Annotated in this window: 16 protein-coding genes and 2 pseudogenes; 8 read left to right on the plus strand and 10 right to left on the minus strand. The window is 52.9% G+C overall.

Going from position 1 to position 14,983, the window contains the following annotated elements; all coding sequences use genetic code 11:
- Positions 1 to 10 precede the first annotated feature (10 nt).
- The 3 genes from tauA to mmuP all read right to left on the minus strand — a co-directional run bounded on the left by tauA (position 11) and on the right by mmuP (position 3,515).
- Positions 11 to 973 carry a taurine ABC transporter substrate-binding protein gene (gene tauA, locus RHN82_RS04940; RefSeq protein ID WP_047051171.1) on the minus strand — a complete coding sequence of 321 codons (963 nt, stop codon included), beginning with the start codon at positions 971 to 973 and terminating at the stop codon, positions 11 to 13.
- 222 nt (positions 974 to 1,195) lie between these two features.
- A complete protein-coding gene (mmuM, locus tag RHN82_RS04945) occupies positions 1,196 to 2,128 on the minus strand; it encodes a homocysteine S-methyltransferase (protein WP_047051172.1) in 933 nt (310 codons plus the stop codon).
- Complete coding sequence (gene mmuP, locus RHN82_RS04950) at positions 2,115 to 3,515, minus strand: S-methylmethionine permease (protein ID WP_047051173.1); 1,401 nt, start codon at positions 3,513 to 3,515, stop codon at positions 2,115 to 2,117. The genes mmuM and mmuP overlap by 14 nt, the downstream gene beginning before the upstream one ends.
- A gap of 157 nt (positions 3,516 to 3,672) precedes the next feature.
- Here mmuP and RHN82_RS04955 point away from each other — a divergent pair, with 157 nt between their 5' ends.
- From RHN82_RS04955 to RHN82_RS04990, 8 genes and pseudogenes are all read left to right on the plus strand, one after another.
- A complete protein-coding gene (locus RHN82_RS04955; protein WP_047051174.1) occupies positions 3,673 to 4,782 on the plus strand; it encodes an AI-2E family transporter in 1,110 nt (369 codons plus the stop codon).
- Positions 4,783 to 4,896: 114 nt separating this feature from the next.
- The gene (locus RHN82_RS04960) at positions 4,897 to 6,681 is read left to right on the plus strand and encodes a diguanylate cyclase (protein WP_047051175.1); all 1,785 of its coding nucleotides are present in this window, start codon (positions 4,897 to 4,899) and stop codon (positions 6,679 to 6,681) included.
- Positions 6,682 to 7,064: 383 nt separating this feature from the next.
- On the plus strand, positions 7,065 to 7,559 hold the full coding sequence (locus RHN82_RS04965; RefSeq protein ID WP_047051176.1) for a molybdopterin-dependent oxidoreductase: 495 nt from the start codon (positions 7,065 to 7,067) through the stop codon (positions 7,557 to 7,559).
- Between the two features lie 17 nt (positions 7,560 to 7,576).
- Positions 7,577 to 9,151: pseudogene (locus RHN82_RS04970) on the plus strand (putative bifunctional diguanylate cyclase/phosphodiesterase); the annotation flags it as partial.
- A gap of 33 nt (positions 9,152 to 9,184) precedes the next feature.
- Complete coding sequence (locus tag RHN82_RS04975) at positions 9,185 to 10,153, plus strand: IS5-like element IS903B family transposase (RefSeq protein WP_022649395.1); 969 nt, start codon at positions 9,185 to 9,187, stop codon at positions 10,151 to 10,153.
- Between the two features lie 43 nt (positions 10,154 to 10,196).
- Positions 10,197 to 10,580, plus strand: a pseudogene (locus RHN82_RS04980) (EAL domain-containing protein); the annotation flags it as partial.
- 259 nt (positions 10,581 to 10,839) lie between these two features.
- A complete protein-coding gene (locus tag RHN82_RS04985) occupies positions 10,840 to 11,097 on the plus strand; it encodes a YjhX family toxin (RefSeq protein WP_003863178.1) in 258 nt (85 codons plus the stop codon).
- 10 nt (positions 11,098 to 11,107) lie between these two features.
- Positions 11,108 to 11,854 carry a cyclopropane-fatty-acyl-phospholipid synthase family protein gene (locus RHN82_RS04990; protein ID WP_047051178.1) on the plus strand — a complete coding sequence of 249 codons (747 nt, stop codon included), beginning with the start codon at positions 11,108 to 11,110 and terminating at the stop codon, positions 11,852 to 11,854.
- A gap of 345 nt (positions 11,855 to 12,199) precedes the next feature.
- On the opposite strand, the gene RHN82_RS04995 is transcribed toward RHN82_RS04990, so the two are convergent.
- The 7 genes from RHN82_RS04995 to RHN82_RS05025 all read right to left on the minus strand — a co-directional run bounded on the left by RHN82_RS04995 (position 12,200) and on the right by RHN82_RS05025 (position 14,909).
- A complete protein-coding gene (locus RHN82_RS04995) occupies positions 12,200 to 12,568 on the minus strand; it encodes a TA system toxin CbtA family protein (protein ID WP_071886833.1) in 369 nt (122 codons plus the stop codon).
- A gap of 20 nt (positions 12,569 to 12,588) precedes the next feature.
- On the minus strand, positions 12,589 to 12,909 hold the full coding sequence (locus RHN82_RS05000; RefSeq protein ID WP_047051179.1) for a type IV toxin-antitoxin system YeeU family antitoxin: 321 nt from the start codon (positions 12,907 to 12,909) through the stop codon (positions 12,589 to 12,591).
- A gap of 17 nt (positions 12,910 to 12,926) precedes the next feature.
- Positions 12,927 to 13,148 (minus strand): DUF987 domain-containing protein, encoded by a 222-nt coding sequence (locus tag RHN82_RS05005; RefSeq protein WP_016243789.1) that lies wholly within the window; start codon positions 13,146 to 13,148, stop codon positions 12,927 to 12,929.
- 8 nt (positions 13,149 to 13,156) lie between these two features.
- Positions 13,157 to 13,639, minus strand: a complete 483-nt coding sequence (locus tag RHN82_RS05010) for a RadC family protein (protein WP_075211782.1) — start codon at positions 13,637 to 13,639, stop codon at positions 13,157 to 13,159.
- Between the two features lie 8 nt (positions 13,640 to 13,647).
- On the minus strand, positions 13,648 to 14,106 hold the full coding sequence (locus tag RHN82_RS05015; RefSeq protein ID WP_047051181.1) for an antirestriction protein: 459 nt from the start codon (positions 14,104 to 14,106) through the stop codon (positions 13,648 to 13,650).
- A gap of 79 nt (positions 14,107 to 14,185) precedes the next feature.
- Positions 14,186 to 14,422 carry a DUF905 domain-containing protein gene (locus tag RHN82_RS05020; RefSeq protein WP_047051182.1) on the minus strand — a complete coding sequence of 79 codons (237 nt, stop codon included), beginning with the start codon at positions 14,420 to 14,422 and terminating at the stop codon, positions 14,186 to 14,188.
- A gap of 76 nt (positions 14,423 to 14,498) precedes the next feature.
- Positions 14,499 to 14,909, minus strand: a complete 411-nt coding sequence (locus tag RHN82_RS05025) for a hypothetical protein (protein ID WP_047051183.1) — start codon at positions 14,907 to 14,909, stop codon at positions 14,499 to 14,501.
- Positions 14,910 to 14,983: the final 74 nt, after the last annotated feature.

Here is a 14,983-nt window from a genome sequence, read left to right on the forward strand (position 1 = left end):
TGCAGCCCCCTTATTTCACAAAGCGATCGGTCACGAACTGGCTGTAATCCGCCGCCACCGCAGGCACTTTGCCCTGCTCTTTCAGGAACGTCGCAGTGTCGACAATCGCTTTGCTCACCGGCCCGTTCAGCTGCTGGACCTGCTGCGCAGGCGTCAGATAGGTGTTGCCTTTTACCAGCCCCGGCACGTCAGCTTCCGGCACGCCGCTCAGACGTGAGAGTTTCTCCAGGTTGGCGGGCTGTTTCAGCCATTCATCCGGGTTGCTGATGTATGGCTGCTGTGCGTCGATGGCGCTTTTGGCGAAGGCTTTCACCACTTCAGGGTGTTTCTCGGCAAAGTCCTTACGTACGACCCAGACGTCAAGGGTTGGCGCGCCCCACTGCCCCACTTTTTCGGAGTCGGTCAGCACGGTGCCCTCTTTTTCCAGCTCGTTGACGGCGGGCGCCCAGACGTATGCTCCGTCGATGTCGCCACGCTGCCAGGCGGCAATAATCGCCGGAGGTTGCAGGTTAATGATCTGCACCTGGCCCGGCTTAATGCCCCAGTGTTTCAGCGCTGCCAGCAGGCTGTAATGCGTGGTGGAGATAAACGGCACCGCGATGCGTTTGCCGATCAAATCTTCGGGTTTCGTGATAGTTTTCTTCACCACCAGCGCTTCGGAATTTCCGAGCTGCGACGCCAGCAGGAAAACTTCAATCGGCACCTGCTGGCTGGCGGCCACCGCCAGCGGGCTGGAGCCCAGGTTGCCAATCTGCACGTCGCCCGAGGCTAACGCCCGCACAATCGCCGCGCCGCTGTCGAACTTGCGCCAGTCGACATTCGCCCCGCTCGCTTTGGCGAAGGTGTTGTCCGCCTGCGCGACTTTCGCCGGTTCCGCGGAGGTCTGATACGCGACGGTGACGTCCACCGCCTGCGCATGAAATGCCCACAGCGCCAGTGCGCCGAGTAATGTGATCCGCGATGAAATTGCCATAATGTCTGCTCCCCTTGTTGTTATGAGGGCAGTATTTCCGGCGCGAGAACTTTGATAAAGGAATAAAAAAGAATCGCTAATGACGATTCGTTTTTAGAAAAAAAGCGGGAAAGGATAGTGAATTTTGTGCGGTTGTTTCGCCGGGTGGCGCTGCGCTTACCCGGCCTACGGTTCGTGCAATTTGTAGGCCGGGTAAGGCGCAGCCGCCACCCGGCAAAGCCCTCAGCGCTGAACAGTCAGCGCAGCAATATCTTTCGGCGTGGTCCGGCAACATCCTCCGATTAATTTTGCGCCAGCCGCCAGCCACTGCGGTAAATACCCTGCCAGCGTCTCGCAGGCTTCACCGTGGTGATGCCAGGTTTTGCTCACCGCGTCATAATGCTCGCCGGAGTTCGGATAGACCACCAGCGGCAGCGATGTCAGGCTGTGCAGATGCGTCAGCGCCGCGGTGGTGTTTTCCAGCGCGATACAGTTGATCCCCAGCGCAACAATCTGCGGGTAGCTTTCCAGCGCAGAAACGACATCCCGCAGCGGCGTTCCGTCACTCAGATGCTCGCTGTCACGCAGGGTAAATGAGAACCATGCCCGGGCGCGGGGATACGCCGTCAGCAACGCCGCAAGCGCCTTAATCTCCGGGAACGAAGGCAGCGTTTCACAGGCCAGCAGATCCGCGCCCGCATCCAGCAGCGCCTCCACGCGGGGACGATGGAACGCGGTGAATTCTTCAGCGTGACGCACGTAATCGCCGCGATATTCAGATCCATCGGCAAGATACGCGCCGTACGGCCCTACCGACCCCGCCACCAGCAGCGTGCCCGCCTGCGCATTCTCAGCCAGGTACGCTTCCCGCGCTTTGCGTGCCAGCTCTACGCTTTTGCCAATCAGTGCCCGGGATTGCGCCTCGTCCAGCCCGCGTGCAGCAAAGCCCGCAGGCGTGGCCTGATAGCTGGCGGTAATCGCCACCTGTGCCCCCGCGCGGTAGTAGTCGAGGTGCACGTCACGGATCAGCTCCGGGTTCTCCATCAGCACTTTGGCCGACCAGAGGCTGTCGGCAAGGTTACAACCGCGCGCTTCCAGCTCCGTTGCCATTGCCCCATCCAGCACGACAAACGGCTGGTTTTCAAGGAGGGCGGTAAGCGGATTATTCTGCGACATGTTCAGGCTCCTGCGTGGTCAGGTTTCGGGTCAGGTAGTACGCACCATAACACAGGGCGACAAACGGCAGCCCGCAATAAAGGGCAATACGCTGGCTGGGGTCAAACCACAGGCCGACGCAGGCCACCAGACAGAGGATAAAGCCAAGCACGGGCACCAGCGGATACCATGGCGCGCGATACTGCAACGCCGAAAGCGGCTGCCCGGACTGCACGTGACGGCGACGAAACACGAAGTGTGACGCGCAGATGCTGATCCACACCGCCACCACCGCAAAACCGGAAATGGCTGACAGGGCCACAAACACCGTATCCGGCGCGACCACGCTGGAGAACAGCGCCAGCACGCCGCCCAACATGGAAACGGAGAGCGCCGTCAGCGGCACGCCGTTTTTGTTGACGCGGGCAAAGCAGCGCGGCAGCGTTTTCTCGTTAGACAGAGACCACAGCATACGACCAGAGGCGTACAGGCCCGAGTTCGCCGCCGAGAGGATCGCCGTCAGGATCACGAAGTTAAAGATATCCGCCGCATACGGAATGCCGACCTTTTCAAACACCAGCACGAACGGGCTTTTCTCCACACCAGCCTGCTGCATCGGGATCAGCGCCGCCAGCACAAACACGGTGCCAATAAAGAAGATGATGAGCCGGGCGATGGTGGTGCGAATAGCAACCGGAATAACCTTGTGCGGGTTTTCCGTTTCTCCTGCGGCGATGCCGATAAGCTCCGTTCCGGAGAAGGCAAAGTTGACCGCCACCATGGTCATCAGGATCGGCAGACCGCCGTGCGGGAACCAGCCTTCGGCAGTAATGTTGCTTAAGCCCGGCGCCGTCGAACCGTCCTGCATCGGGATAAAACCGAAGATCGCCGCCCCGCCAAGAATAATGAAGGCGATGATGGTGATGACTTTCACCAGCGAGAACCAGAATTCCCCTTCAGCGAAGAAGCGCGTGGAAATGACGTTAAGAGCAAAAATCACCACGCAAAAGACGACGCACCACGTCCAGACGGGAACCTGCGGGAACCAGTACTGCATACAGAACCCGGCTGCGGTAAAGCTCGATCCCAGCGCCACTGTCCATGTAAGCCAGTAAAGCCACGCCACGGTATACCCTGTCGCCGGGCCGAGATAACGAGCGGCGTAGACGTGGAACGCGCCGGTTTCCGGCATCGCCACGGAAAGTTCCCCCAGGCATTGCATAACCAGCCAGACCACCAGCGCACCGATAAGATACGCCAGCAGCGTGCCCGCCGCGCCAGTTGTCGAAATGATGTATCCGGTATTGAAGAATAACCCTGTGCCAATAACGCCACCCAGCGAGAGCATAATCAGGTGACGGGTTTTCATGGTGCGCTTAAGCTGCCCGTTTTGTTGTTCTGTTTGCATATTACCTTCTAAACGTATGGACATCTAAACATCCAAAGAAGGGTGTTATACCGCGATTGTTAACAAAAAGCCACCCGGCATAACTTCGGCGCAATTATTGGTAAATCCTTAAATCAGTTCTATAGTCGACACAGTTTCTTCTTCACCAGGACTCACTATGCGATTTAACGGACTGACCAAAGGTTTCTTTATTCTCATCCTGGCCCTTGTTACCTGGGCTTTCTTTGACGTGTTGTCACCCTACTTCTCGGCGATTCTGTGGGCCGCGATCCTGACCATCATTTTCAACCCGGTGAAAAACAAACTGCGTACCGCGCTGGGCGATCGCAACGGGCTGGCTTCCCTCCTCACACTCGGCATTATCTGCCTGATCGTGTTTATTCCGTTGATGGTGATCCTTTCCTCGCTCGCGGTGGAACTGAACATGGTTTACACCAAGCTGCAACAGAACAACACGCAGTTCCCGGAAGTCATCGCCGGTATCTTCAACCGCCTGCCGGACTGGGCCAGCGGCTTCCTGGCGGATCACAACCTGACCAACGCCGCGCAGATCCAGAAGAAGCTCTCCGATGTCGCGTTACAGGGCGGACAGTATCTGGCGGGAAGCGCGTTCCTGATTGGTAAAGGGACGTTCGGCTTTGCTATAAGCTTCGGCATTATGCTGTACCTGCTGTTTTTCCTGCTCAAAGACGGGCCCTATCTGGTGCGCCAGATCCTCGACTCGCTGCCGCTGTCTGACTTCGTCAAACAGCACCTGTTCGCGAAATTTGTCGGCGTCTCACGCGCCACGGTAAAAGGCACGGCGGTCGTGGCGGTGGTTCAGGGTACGCTTGGCGGTATCGCCTTTGCCATCGTCGGTATTGACGGTAGCGTACTCTGGGGTGCGCTGATGGCGTTCCTCTCCCTGGTGCCCGCCGTCGGCTCGGCAATTGTCTGGGTTCCCGCCGCGATCTTCCTGTTTGCCACTCACCAGCTGTGGCAGGGTCTGTTCATTGTGGGCTTCTTTGTCATTATCGTCGGGCTGGTGGACAACCTTTTACGTCCGCTGCTGGTGGGCAAAGACACCAAAATGCCGGACTACCTGATACTGATCACCACGCTCGGCGGTATGGAGCTGTATGGCATTAACGGCTTTGTGATTGGGCCGCTGATTGCCGCCCTGTTTATCGCCTGCTGGAACCTCTTCTCCGGCCGCGACCACGCAGGCAACGCCGAGGAGCTGGACTCAGACTTTATCGAAGAGGGAAAAAATCATCCGGACCTCTAACGTAACGCGTTTGGACAGGCGGCCCGGTGCCGCCTTTTTTTTCGCGTTAAATCAGGGGTTTTCTATAATCTGAAATGAACGCTCTTCCACATTTGTCGTAGAAGGATCCAACAGGTGCGAATCGCCACGATCACAAACTGGGCTTATGGTGTCACGGTGTGCCTGACCATTGCCTCCGGCATCGTCATGCTGATGGCTTCCCATGCCGACAACGTAGAGCGTCAGGCTGTTAAGCAACGACAAATTTTTGACCAGCTTACGGAAGAGATTGAAGCAGAAACCTGGATGCTCTCCGATTTAGCGCGCCTTTACGCCATCAAAAAAGAGCCCGATGTGCTGAAAGCGTACCAGGCGAAAGAAGGTGAACTGAAGAATATTGAACACAAAGTGGGGCAGTTAAAAGATACGGGCGCAACGGGCGAAGAGCTGGCGCTGCTGTATGAAGGGCTGAAGATTGTCGATGGCCTACAGGATGAACAGCAGGCAGCAATAGCGAGCGTCGCCCGGGGTGAGGAACAACAGGCCATTGCGTTACTCTTCGGCAAAATCTACGAACTGGAAACGGAACGCGCCCAGAGCAAGATTGACCATTTTCGTATGCTGCTGGATAAGCGCATTATTGCCGATGTCCAGGCGGCGACCAAAACGTCGAAAACGCTGCGTACCGCCTCAGAGGTGATGGTCGGCCTGACCGCCCTGCTCTTCTTATTCGTGATGGGCTTTATTCTCAAGCACCGCGTGCTGCGCCCGGTGGTGCGCCTCAGTGATGTGGTTCACCGGCTGGCCTCACAGGACTACGCCGTCGAAACGCCCAATTTCAACCAGGTCGATGAGATAGGTGATATGGCGCAGGCCATTCGCATTTTCCGCGAGAACGGACTGGCAAGGCAGCGGCTTGAAAAAGAACGCGATGCAGACTGGGCCATCCGCGAGCTGCTCGCGCGAATGACCCAGCGCTTGCAGGGGTGCGAGAACGTTAGCGACGTGATTGCGGTGGCAGAGCTGTTTGCGCCCAACATTGCGCCGGGTGTCGCCGGGCGTCTGTATATTCTGGATCGAAACCCGTGGGAGATGCGCTGTGCGGCGGAATGGTTATCTCCCCAGGGAGAAAAAAATGCTTTCCACCCCGATCAATGCTGGGCCATACGCCGTGGTCAGAGCCACCCACCGGTCAACGGCGAGCCGGATATCGGTTGCCAGCATCTGCCTGAATCACAAAAAGACAGTTCACTGTGCGTGCCGCTCATTGCGCAGGGGGAAGCCATTGGTTTGCTGTCGTTTCAGAACATTACGCCTGAAACGGCACCGTCCCGCGCATATCTCGAATTAATGGCGGAAGCCCTGGGTCTGGCGCTGGCCAACCAGCGTCTGCGCGATGCCCTGCTGGAAAAAGCGCTATTCGACCCGCTCACCGGCTTGCGTAACCGCCACCACCTGGAAGATACCCTGCGCACTCAGATAGCTCAGGCGATGCGCAATGATGAACCTTTGAGCTGCATGATGATCGACATCGATCACTTTAAAAGCATTAACGATCGCTTCGGCCATGAGGCTGGCGATCATGTGATTAAGAGCGTGGCGACAATTGTTCAGCGTGCCGTGCATGATGCCGGTCTGGCTTTCCGCTTTGGTGGCGAAGAGTTTCTGGTGCTGCTTACGGGTGCGGATGAGGAAGCGGCTCACGCCTGCGCAACGGAGATTTATAACGGCGTCCATACGCTGTCGCTGCGCTATGGGCTTGCTGAGATTGGCCCGGTGGATGTGTCGATCGGGATCGCCAGTTACCCGCAGCACGCCCAAAGCGACGACCTGCTGCGCGCGGCAGACGTGGCGCTCTACCGGGCGAAAGAGCTGGGGCGCTCGCGGATCGTCAGTTTCAGTATGCTGGAGGCGGGTTAAGCGAAACTCCGTGCCATCGACGTCAGCGGTACGCGCACTCTCTTATTCCCTCACATTGAGGGTACGTTATCATTCTTTGTACAAATAAATTCATCTTAACGATGCCACCATTGATAAAAAATGGGGGTGCGTAAATATATCAATAAATCAAAGCGATCATTTTTTAAACTCGGGTGGCTTATTACACTGAGTTTTTATGTTTTAAAAAAAGTAAGCTCCAGCCAGCGGTCTGCAATCACGGGGAAAACAACAGCTATCTTTTTGATTTTGATGATTTTAATCAAGTAGCGTTTGCAAAAAGGCGTGGCGTTCAACAAAATAGACAAACTTATAGGATAAATAACTTATAATTCTTATACTTCTGTTAAAAAGAGGAGGTCAATATGCGAATAATCCTAATACTGTGCTGCTTTTTGGTACAAAGTTTAAGCTGGGCTGGCGAACTGCCAAAGCCTGTGGGCAAACCCATTTTAACCATTACCGGTAATATAGAAAATACGAACGAAAATGGAAAAGCCGTTTTTGATATTGCCAGCCTTGAAAAACTGGGGATGGTGAGTTTCCAGACGACCTCTCCCTGGTATAATGGCCGCACGAAGTTTGAGGGTATCCCGATGCGCAAACTCATGGAGTATGTGGGTGCAAAGGGTTCGGTCCTGAATGTGGTTGCACTCAATGATTACACGACCGTCATCCCTCTCAGCGACTTCCAGAAATACAACGCCATCCTGGCTTTAAAGGTCAATGGCGAATATATGCGCATCCGCGATAAAGGTCCGTCATTCATCGTCTACCCTTATGACAGTCTTCCTGAACTCAATAATCAGATTTATTACTCGCGATCGGCATGGCAGGTCAGCAAAATGAAGATTGAATAGTAGTTCAGGAGAACATAATGAACAGGATACTGGTTGGTATCATTTTTTCTCTTTTTATCACTACGGGATATATAGCATTTCTTGTTTACGATCGTCAGCAAGAGTTGCAAAAACTGACTCACTACACTGAGTCCTGGTCTGTAGCCCAACTGGTGTCTGAATATTACCGATTTGAATCATGGATTGGACTGTACGCAACCGAGACTGATGACGTTACGGTAGACCAGGTTCGCATGCGCCTGGAAATCATGCTGAGCCAGAATGATTTATTGAAAGAAGGCGGCCTGGGTCGTTATATAAACAGCGAAAAAGCGCATCAGGCGCTCGCCTTACGCCTGGAAAACATACTGAACTATCTGGATGGTCATCTTGAGAAAATGAGCCGTTCAGAGTTAAAGCTCTATCTGAAAAATATGCATTCACTGGATGCTCCGCTAAGCCAGCTTTCATCCACGGCTTTAACAAAAGATGTTAATACAATCAATGAAACCAACCTTAAAATACAGGTTCTGTATTATATTTATTCAGCACTTTCGCTGTTACTAGTTATTTTAAGCTTCATACTGGGCTTTTTGATTATCTATCAAAATAAAAATATCCTGAAAGCCCATATGCAGGTGAAAACGCTGGCTGAAGAACTTCAGCTATCCAAAGAAACCCTGCAAATCCAGAACACAAAACTGGAATACGATGTTTATCATGACTCCCTTACCGGCATGAAAAACCGTCTTTTCTTCTGGGATGATCTCAATAAGCTTAATCTACAGGCTGAGAAAAAACATATTTCGGTCACGGTGATGTTATTCGATTTAGACCGGTTCAAAGAGGTGAATGATACCTACGGTCATGATACTGGGGATTTACTGTTACGTGAGGTATCCACGCGCCTTAACGCTTTGAGCCGCTTTTCAGAGACATTTTATCGTTTGGGCGGCGACGAATTTGCGTTTCTCTCCAATGGCTTAACCGAAGCCGCAGCCGTTTCACGCGCGCGAGAAATCAGTGATAGCATCAGCAAGCCCTATACAATTAATAATCAACTTATAAAAATAGCCACCTGCGTGGGTATTGTTTTATCGGATAACGAACGACGTTCGGATTACCTTTATAAATTTGCCGATCTGGCGCTCTATGAAGCCAAGAAAGAAGGTTCTCAGCAGATCAAAGTCTTCCGCCAGCGAATGCTACAGAAGTTGCAGGAGAGCAGAACCCTTGAAAATGATATGGCAAGAGCAATAGAGAATGATGAATTTGTTGTTTATTACCAGCCTATTGTGAATTCCGTCAGCAAGGAAATTTACGGCTATGAAGCGCTTATTCGCTGGATGCATCCTGTTAAGGGAATGCTCTCCCCGGATAGCTTTATTTTCGCCGCTGAAAAAACAGGCATGATCAACGAGATAGGTAAAACTGTACTTAAACTGGCCTGTAGGGAGGCAGTTTCCTGGGCTGTTCCGGCCAGGATCTCCGTCAACGTCTCGCCTGTTCAGTTAGGCAGCAAATCATTTATTAATACGGTGCAGTCCGTTCTGGCTGAGACCGGGCTACCGGCTAACCGTCTTGAGTTAGAGGTCACAGAGTCATCCCTCTTCAGGCTTTGTTGAATAAATCGAACTTTTGCTGAGTTGAAGGATCAGATCACGCATCTTCCCGACAACGCAGACCGTTCCGTGGCAAAGCAAAAGTTCAAAATCACCAACTGGCCCACCTACAATAAAGCCCTCATCAACCGTGGCTCCATAACTTTCTGGCTGGATGATGAAGCTATTCAGGCCTGGTATGAGTCGGCAACGCCTTCATCACGGGGAAGACCTCAGCGCTATTCTGATCTCGCCATCACCACCGTTCTGGTCATTAAACGCGTGTTCAGGTTGACCCTGCGGGCTGCACAGGGTTTTATTGATTCCATTTTTACACTGATGAATGTTCCGTTGCGCTGCCCGGATTACACCAGTGTCAGCAAGCGCGCAAAGTCGGTTAATGTCAGTTTCAAAACGCCCACCCGGGGTGAAATCGCGCATCTGGTGATTGATTCCACCGGGCTGAAGGTCTTTGGTGAAGGCGAATGGAAAGTCAAAAAACATGGCCAGGAACGCCGCCGTATCTGGCGAAAGTTGCATCTGGCAGTTGACAGCAACACACATGAAATCATCTGTGCAGACCTGTCGCTGAACAATGTGACGGACTCAGAAGCCTTCCCGGGTCTTATCCGGCAGACTCACAGAAAAATCAGGGCAGCATCGGCAGACGGCGCTTACGACACCCGGCTCTGTCACGATGAACTGCGGCGTAAGAAAATCAGCGCGCTTATCCCGCCCCGAAAAGGCGCGGGTTACTGGCCCGGTGAATATGCAGACCGTAACCGTGCTGTTGCGAATCAGCGGCTGACCGGGAGTAATGCGCGGTGGAAATGGACAACAGATTATAACCGTCGCTCGATAGCGGAAACGGCGATGTACCGGGTAAAACAGCTGTTCGGAGGTTCACTGACACTGCGTGACTACGATGGTCAGGTTGCAGAGGCTATGGCCCTGGTACGAGCGCTGAACAAAATGACGAAAGCAGGTATGCCTGAAAGCGTGCGTATTGCCTGAAAACACAACCCGCTACGGGGGAGACTTACCCGAAATCTGATTTATTCAACAAAGCCCCCTCTTCAGTGACAGAAATAACCCCATTACGATCCTCAAAAAACTCCGCGCACTGGGCGTAAGAATCTCCATTGATGATTTTGGCACGGGTTATTCGTCGCTCTCCAGACTCAGCGAACTGAATTTTGATAAAATCAAGATCGATAAATCTTTTGTCAATCCGATATCTACGCAGGAAGATGCGCTTAATATTGTGAAGCTAATTACCGGTATGGCTCAAAGCCTTAATATGGGCGTCATAGCCGAGGGCGTTGAGACCGAAGAGCAGCTTGAGCGGCTTCAGGCTCTGGGTTGCGAGCTTGTGCAGGGATATCTTTTCAGCAAACCACAGCCTCAGGTCGACAGCAAAATTAAGAGCGGCCAGCAATGATCCCCTCTCCTCAGCCCGATACCAACCGGGATCACATTTTTCGCCCCTGGATATTCACTGACAATAAGCAGGTGTTATCATTCACCCCGTAAATACCTATCAACTCAATCCGAGGCTTTGATGCTGGAGAATGTAATCATCCGATAATCAGCTTCCCGACCTTTCCAGGCCGGACTGATTATCAATGCGCCGAAATCGTATGCGGACACCGCTGTGTGTTTGCACGTTTTGCACATGATGATTAAACAGGTTTTCCAGTATGAATTTATCCCGTCAGGAACAACGTACCTTACACGTTCTCGCCAAAGGTGGCCGTATTGTGCACGTCCGCGATACCTCCGGCCGCGTCACCGCCGTTGAATGCTATAGCCGCGAAGGGCTGTTGCTGGCTGACTGCACCCTCGCCGTTTTCAAAAAGCTCAAAACCAAAAAGCTGATCAAATCCGTTAACGGTCAGCCCTACCGCATTAACACCACCGGGCTGAACAACGTTCGCGCTCAGCCTGATAATCGTTGAGGAGAGGATGATGGATATCCCACGTATTTTTACTGTTAGCGAAAGCGAACACCGCATTCATAACCCCTTTACGCCAGAGAAGTACGCGACGCTGGGCCGCGTGTTACGCATGAAGCCAGGCACACGCATTCTCGATCTCGGCAGCGGCTCGGGAGAGATGCTTTGTACCTGGGCTAGGGATCACGCCATTACCGGTGTCGGTATTGATATGAGCCCGCTCTTCACCGCGCAGGCCACGCTGCGCGCAGAGGAACTCTGCGTCAGCGAACGCGTCCATTTCATTCATAACGACGCGGCCGGCTACGTCGCAAATGAAAAATGTGACGTGGCGGCCTGCGTTGGCGCAACCTGGATTGCGGGTGGCGTAGCCGGGACAATGGATCTGCTGGCAAAAAGCCTCAAGCCCGGGGGAATTATGCTCATCGGCGAACCGTACTGGCGTCGGGTACCCGCGACGGAGGAGACAGCCCAGGCCTGCGGTGTCTCGTCGATTGCAGACTTTCTCACTCTGCCCGGTCTGGTTGCGTCTTTCGATCAACAGGGCTATGACCCGGTTGAAATGGTCCTGGCTGACCAGGAAGGCTGGGACAGGTACGAAGCCGCAAAATGGATGACCATGCGGCGCTGGCTGGAGGAAAACCCAGACGATGACTTCGCGCAGGAGGTTCGGGCGGAGCTGACGATAGCGCCTGAACGTCATGTGACGTACACGCGGGAGTACTTTGGCTGGGGGGTGTTTGCGTTAATGGCGCGATAATATGGCGCTGGCGGTATAGCCTTTAGGGTTATGCCGCCGATCAACTTCTTTGAGGTACAAAACGATGACGCGAAAATGTGCAGCCAATAGCAATATTTGCTGCCATGGTCTGAGAATGAGATTTAATGTAATGGAGGGTAACTATTTTATTTAGGTGATAATAGGAACATAACGCAACCTACATAACCATTGATAACTATATATTTTCTTGTTTCATCTTTATAAATGCCCCCTTTTGTGCCCCCACCTTTTTTTTCATGCGACTCGATAAGCCTTTCACCGAGTCGCCAATATCACCAATTTTTTCACAGACCGTACAAATCTTCTCGGCTCTTGAAGTCTTTCTCACTGCCGCGATCGGCTAAGAACAATATTACTTACTTCCCGATACGAACAACTGTTCATTAATCCGCATGCTCTCCTGGCATGAAGGATATCTGTCACGGTCAAATATGGCGCTTGTTCCTGTGAGGTAAATCCTGTGCGATCGATACGTACTAACTCATACTTTTCTACCAGAAAGTTAACGGCATTAGCCAGAGTGATACCCGCATCGATATGTTCCTGTATAACGGTTTGATCACAGAACGGCGTATCGTTCAGGGTCAGACCATAGTGTTTTTCCAGCAGGCGTGTAAGTAGCATTTGCCAGACAGCCACTGGAGACAGACAGGGCTTCGCCGCCCGCGAAATTGTAGCAGGTAAAGTTTTCATGCTTGCTCTCGTGAAATTAGTTAGCTTTGAGTGGGATAAACAACGATATATAAGTAGCCGCAGCTACCAAGAGTATCGGCTTCGCAGGTAAAACCGTTGCGGTACAGGGTGACACAGTGGGCATGGCGAGGGTTCATTTCACCAGTAGTCAGCATTGATTCCATCAGACTGATAAAATGCGGGAATGCGACATCCAACTTCAGGCATTCGGCGTCACTGAATTTACCGGTGATACTTGCCCGGTCAGCCAGATAGTGGAGCCGGTTGCCCTCCTGCACCAGACGGGCTCCCAGACGCGGTGTGATATCACGTTGCAGTCCCCATGTAGCGTTACTCCTCATCAGCTTTTCCTTTATTGTCAGTTCAGGGTGATACTCATCAGACAGGCATAGGGCCCGTTGCGGTCCTGGCGGCGTTCGGCGTATATCGCCAGCACACCGGGAATGTCAGGAACTACAAGACCAGTGTAATGACAGACACTGCCGTGCCACTGGTATCTGCCGGTGCAGTAGCGAAAAATGCGGGAAGCCGGATGCTGACGGTAAATCGTCATCGCCCGGCGTTTACTGATAATTTTCATGGCAGACCTCAAAGCAGACCGTGTTCAGCGAACGACAATATCTGCGTGCCACCAACGATAAGGTGGTCAGGCACACGGATATCAACGAGCTGGAGCGCCTGCACCAGACGCTGCGTGACAGCTTTATCAGCCTGACTGGGTGTGGTGTCGCCGGAAGGGTGGTTATGCGCAAATAATACTGCTGCCGCATTGAAGTACAGGGCCCGCTTGACCACCTCGCGAGGATGTACCTCGGTACTGTTAATGGTGCCGGTGAATAGTGTTTCATGGGCAAGCAACTGGTTCTGCTGATTGAGATAAAGCACCATAAACTCCTCTCGCTCCAGTCCCGCCATTTTCAGTTTCAGCCAGTCACGGGCAGCCTGAGTGGAGGTGAATGCCACGCCTGTTTCGCGCAGGTGGCGGTCAAGCAGGGCCAGGGCATGTTGCACAGTGCGTTGAGCGCTAAGTGGGAGTACCGGAGCCAGTGGGGTAAGTGACTGTTCCATCATGAGTATCCTCAATCAATAATGCGCAGAATGGCGCTGGATTCAGGGTGCTGCAGGGCGTAATCCCGCAGGCGGTAATAGTGCTCCGTCATGGCATCGCATTTGGTGCGACAGGCGTGATGGCTGTATTCAATCAGGCAGACAGCGACACCTGCGGCTTCCGCACTCATTTGCGCACCATTGCCGTTCATGCCATTCAACAGATGCCATTTATCGTCAACGTCAGCATCAGGGGCCATAAACGCGCCGCCATTGCTGAGCGTGTAGAAGGACCAGATACCACCGCTGTACTCATCACAGAAGCGGTCCATCCAGGCGAAAATATGGGGTTCCAGCGTTATCCACTGCGGGATAGCGCCAAAGTACAGCGGCCAGAAGCGGATGCGCTGTTCGTCAGGTACTGGTGTTGCTGTAAGGTCAAACTGAGGTTCATTAGCGGGCATCAATTCGCGTTGAGTTTCTGTCGTCATGGATATTCTCCGTCAATAAAAAACGCCAGCGACGATAGCTGGCGTATGGGGGATATGAAGTAATGATGAATGGGTGTGGTCAGCAGGAGGATGCTCTGAGGATGCCATACTGCCGGATATAGCGGTTAAGTCCTTCACCGGCATCCGTTTCAAAGCTCCACGCCCGCCAGACCATTCGACCTTCAGAGTCACGAACCACTAGGTGGAAGTGGCTACCCAGGTCGTCTTCAATACTGATGTTACAATACCGGCGGGTAACCACTTCGGCCTGCTGTCGGGTGAAAGGTCCCGGCGGCAGTAATTGAAATTCAGACATTTTGATAATCTTAAAAACAAAGCCCCCGACGCAGACGCGTCGGGGGCTTTGAGAGAGTATTGTGGTGCGGGTTCAGTCAGAAACCCGTCTGTACCTTATACAGGCGCAAAGTTTTGCTGCCCCGGACAATCTTCACATACAGGGCATTATCTTTTGTGCCTCGCACAAACCCGGCCTTTACATCCCCTTTGCAGTCACCGCCGTCATAAGGAATGTTAAGTCCGGTGTTAAATACCAGGTCAATAACACCGAAGCTTAAATCTTCGCAGGCTGGACCGGGCAGATCCTGAATCAGGGCAAACTTACGGTCATTACTGACATCAGTCAATGAGCAGACGGTAGTGTTAATGTCATTACCCTGGCACCAGTATTCCTGGCCGGGATTGTCTTTATCCATCAGGCTTTCCGGAAGCTGCGCGGCACCGGCGCTGAAAGCCGCGAGCGAGAGAATTAAAGCCGGGATAACAGAGGTCGCTATTTTTAGCATGGTCTTCTTCCTGAATAAATGCGAACCGGATTGAACCAGATATACCTGCAAGCCATCTGGCGCGGTTAAAACAT

The sequence above is a fragment of the Enterobacter cloacae complex sp. EB5 genome, from assembly GCF_031432835.1.
Lineage (GTDB): Bacteria > Pseudomonadota > Gammaproteobacteria > Enterobacterales > Enterobacteriaceae > Enterobacter > Enterobacter hormaechei_C.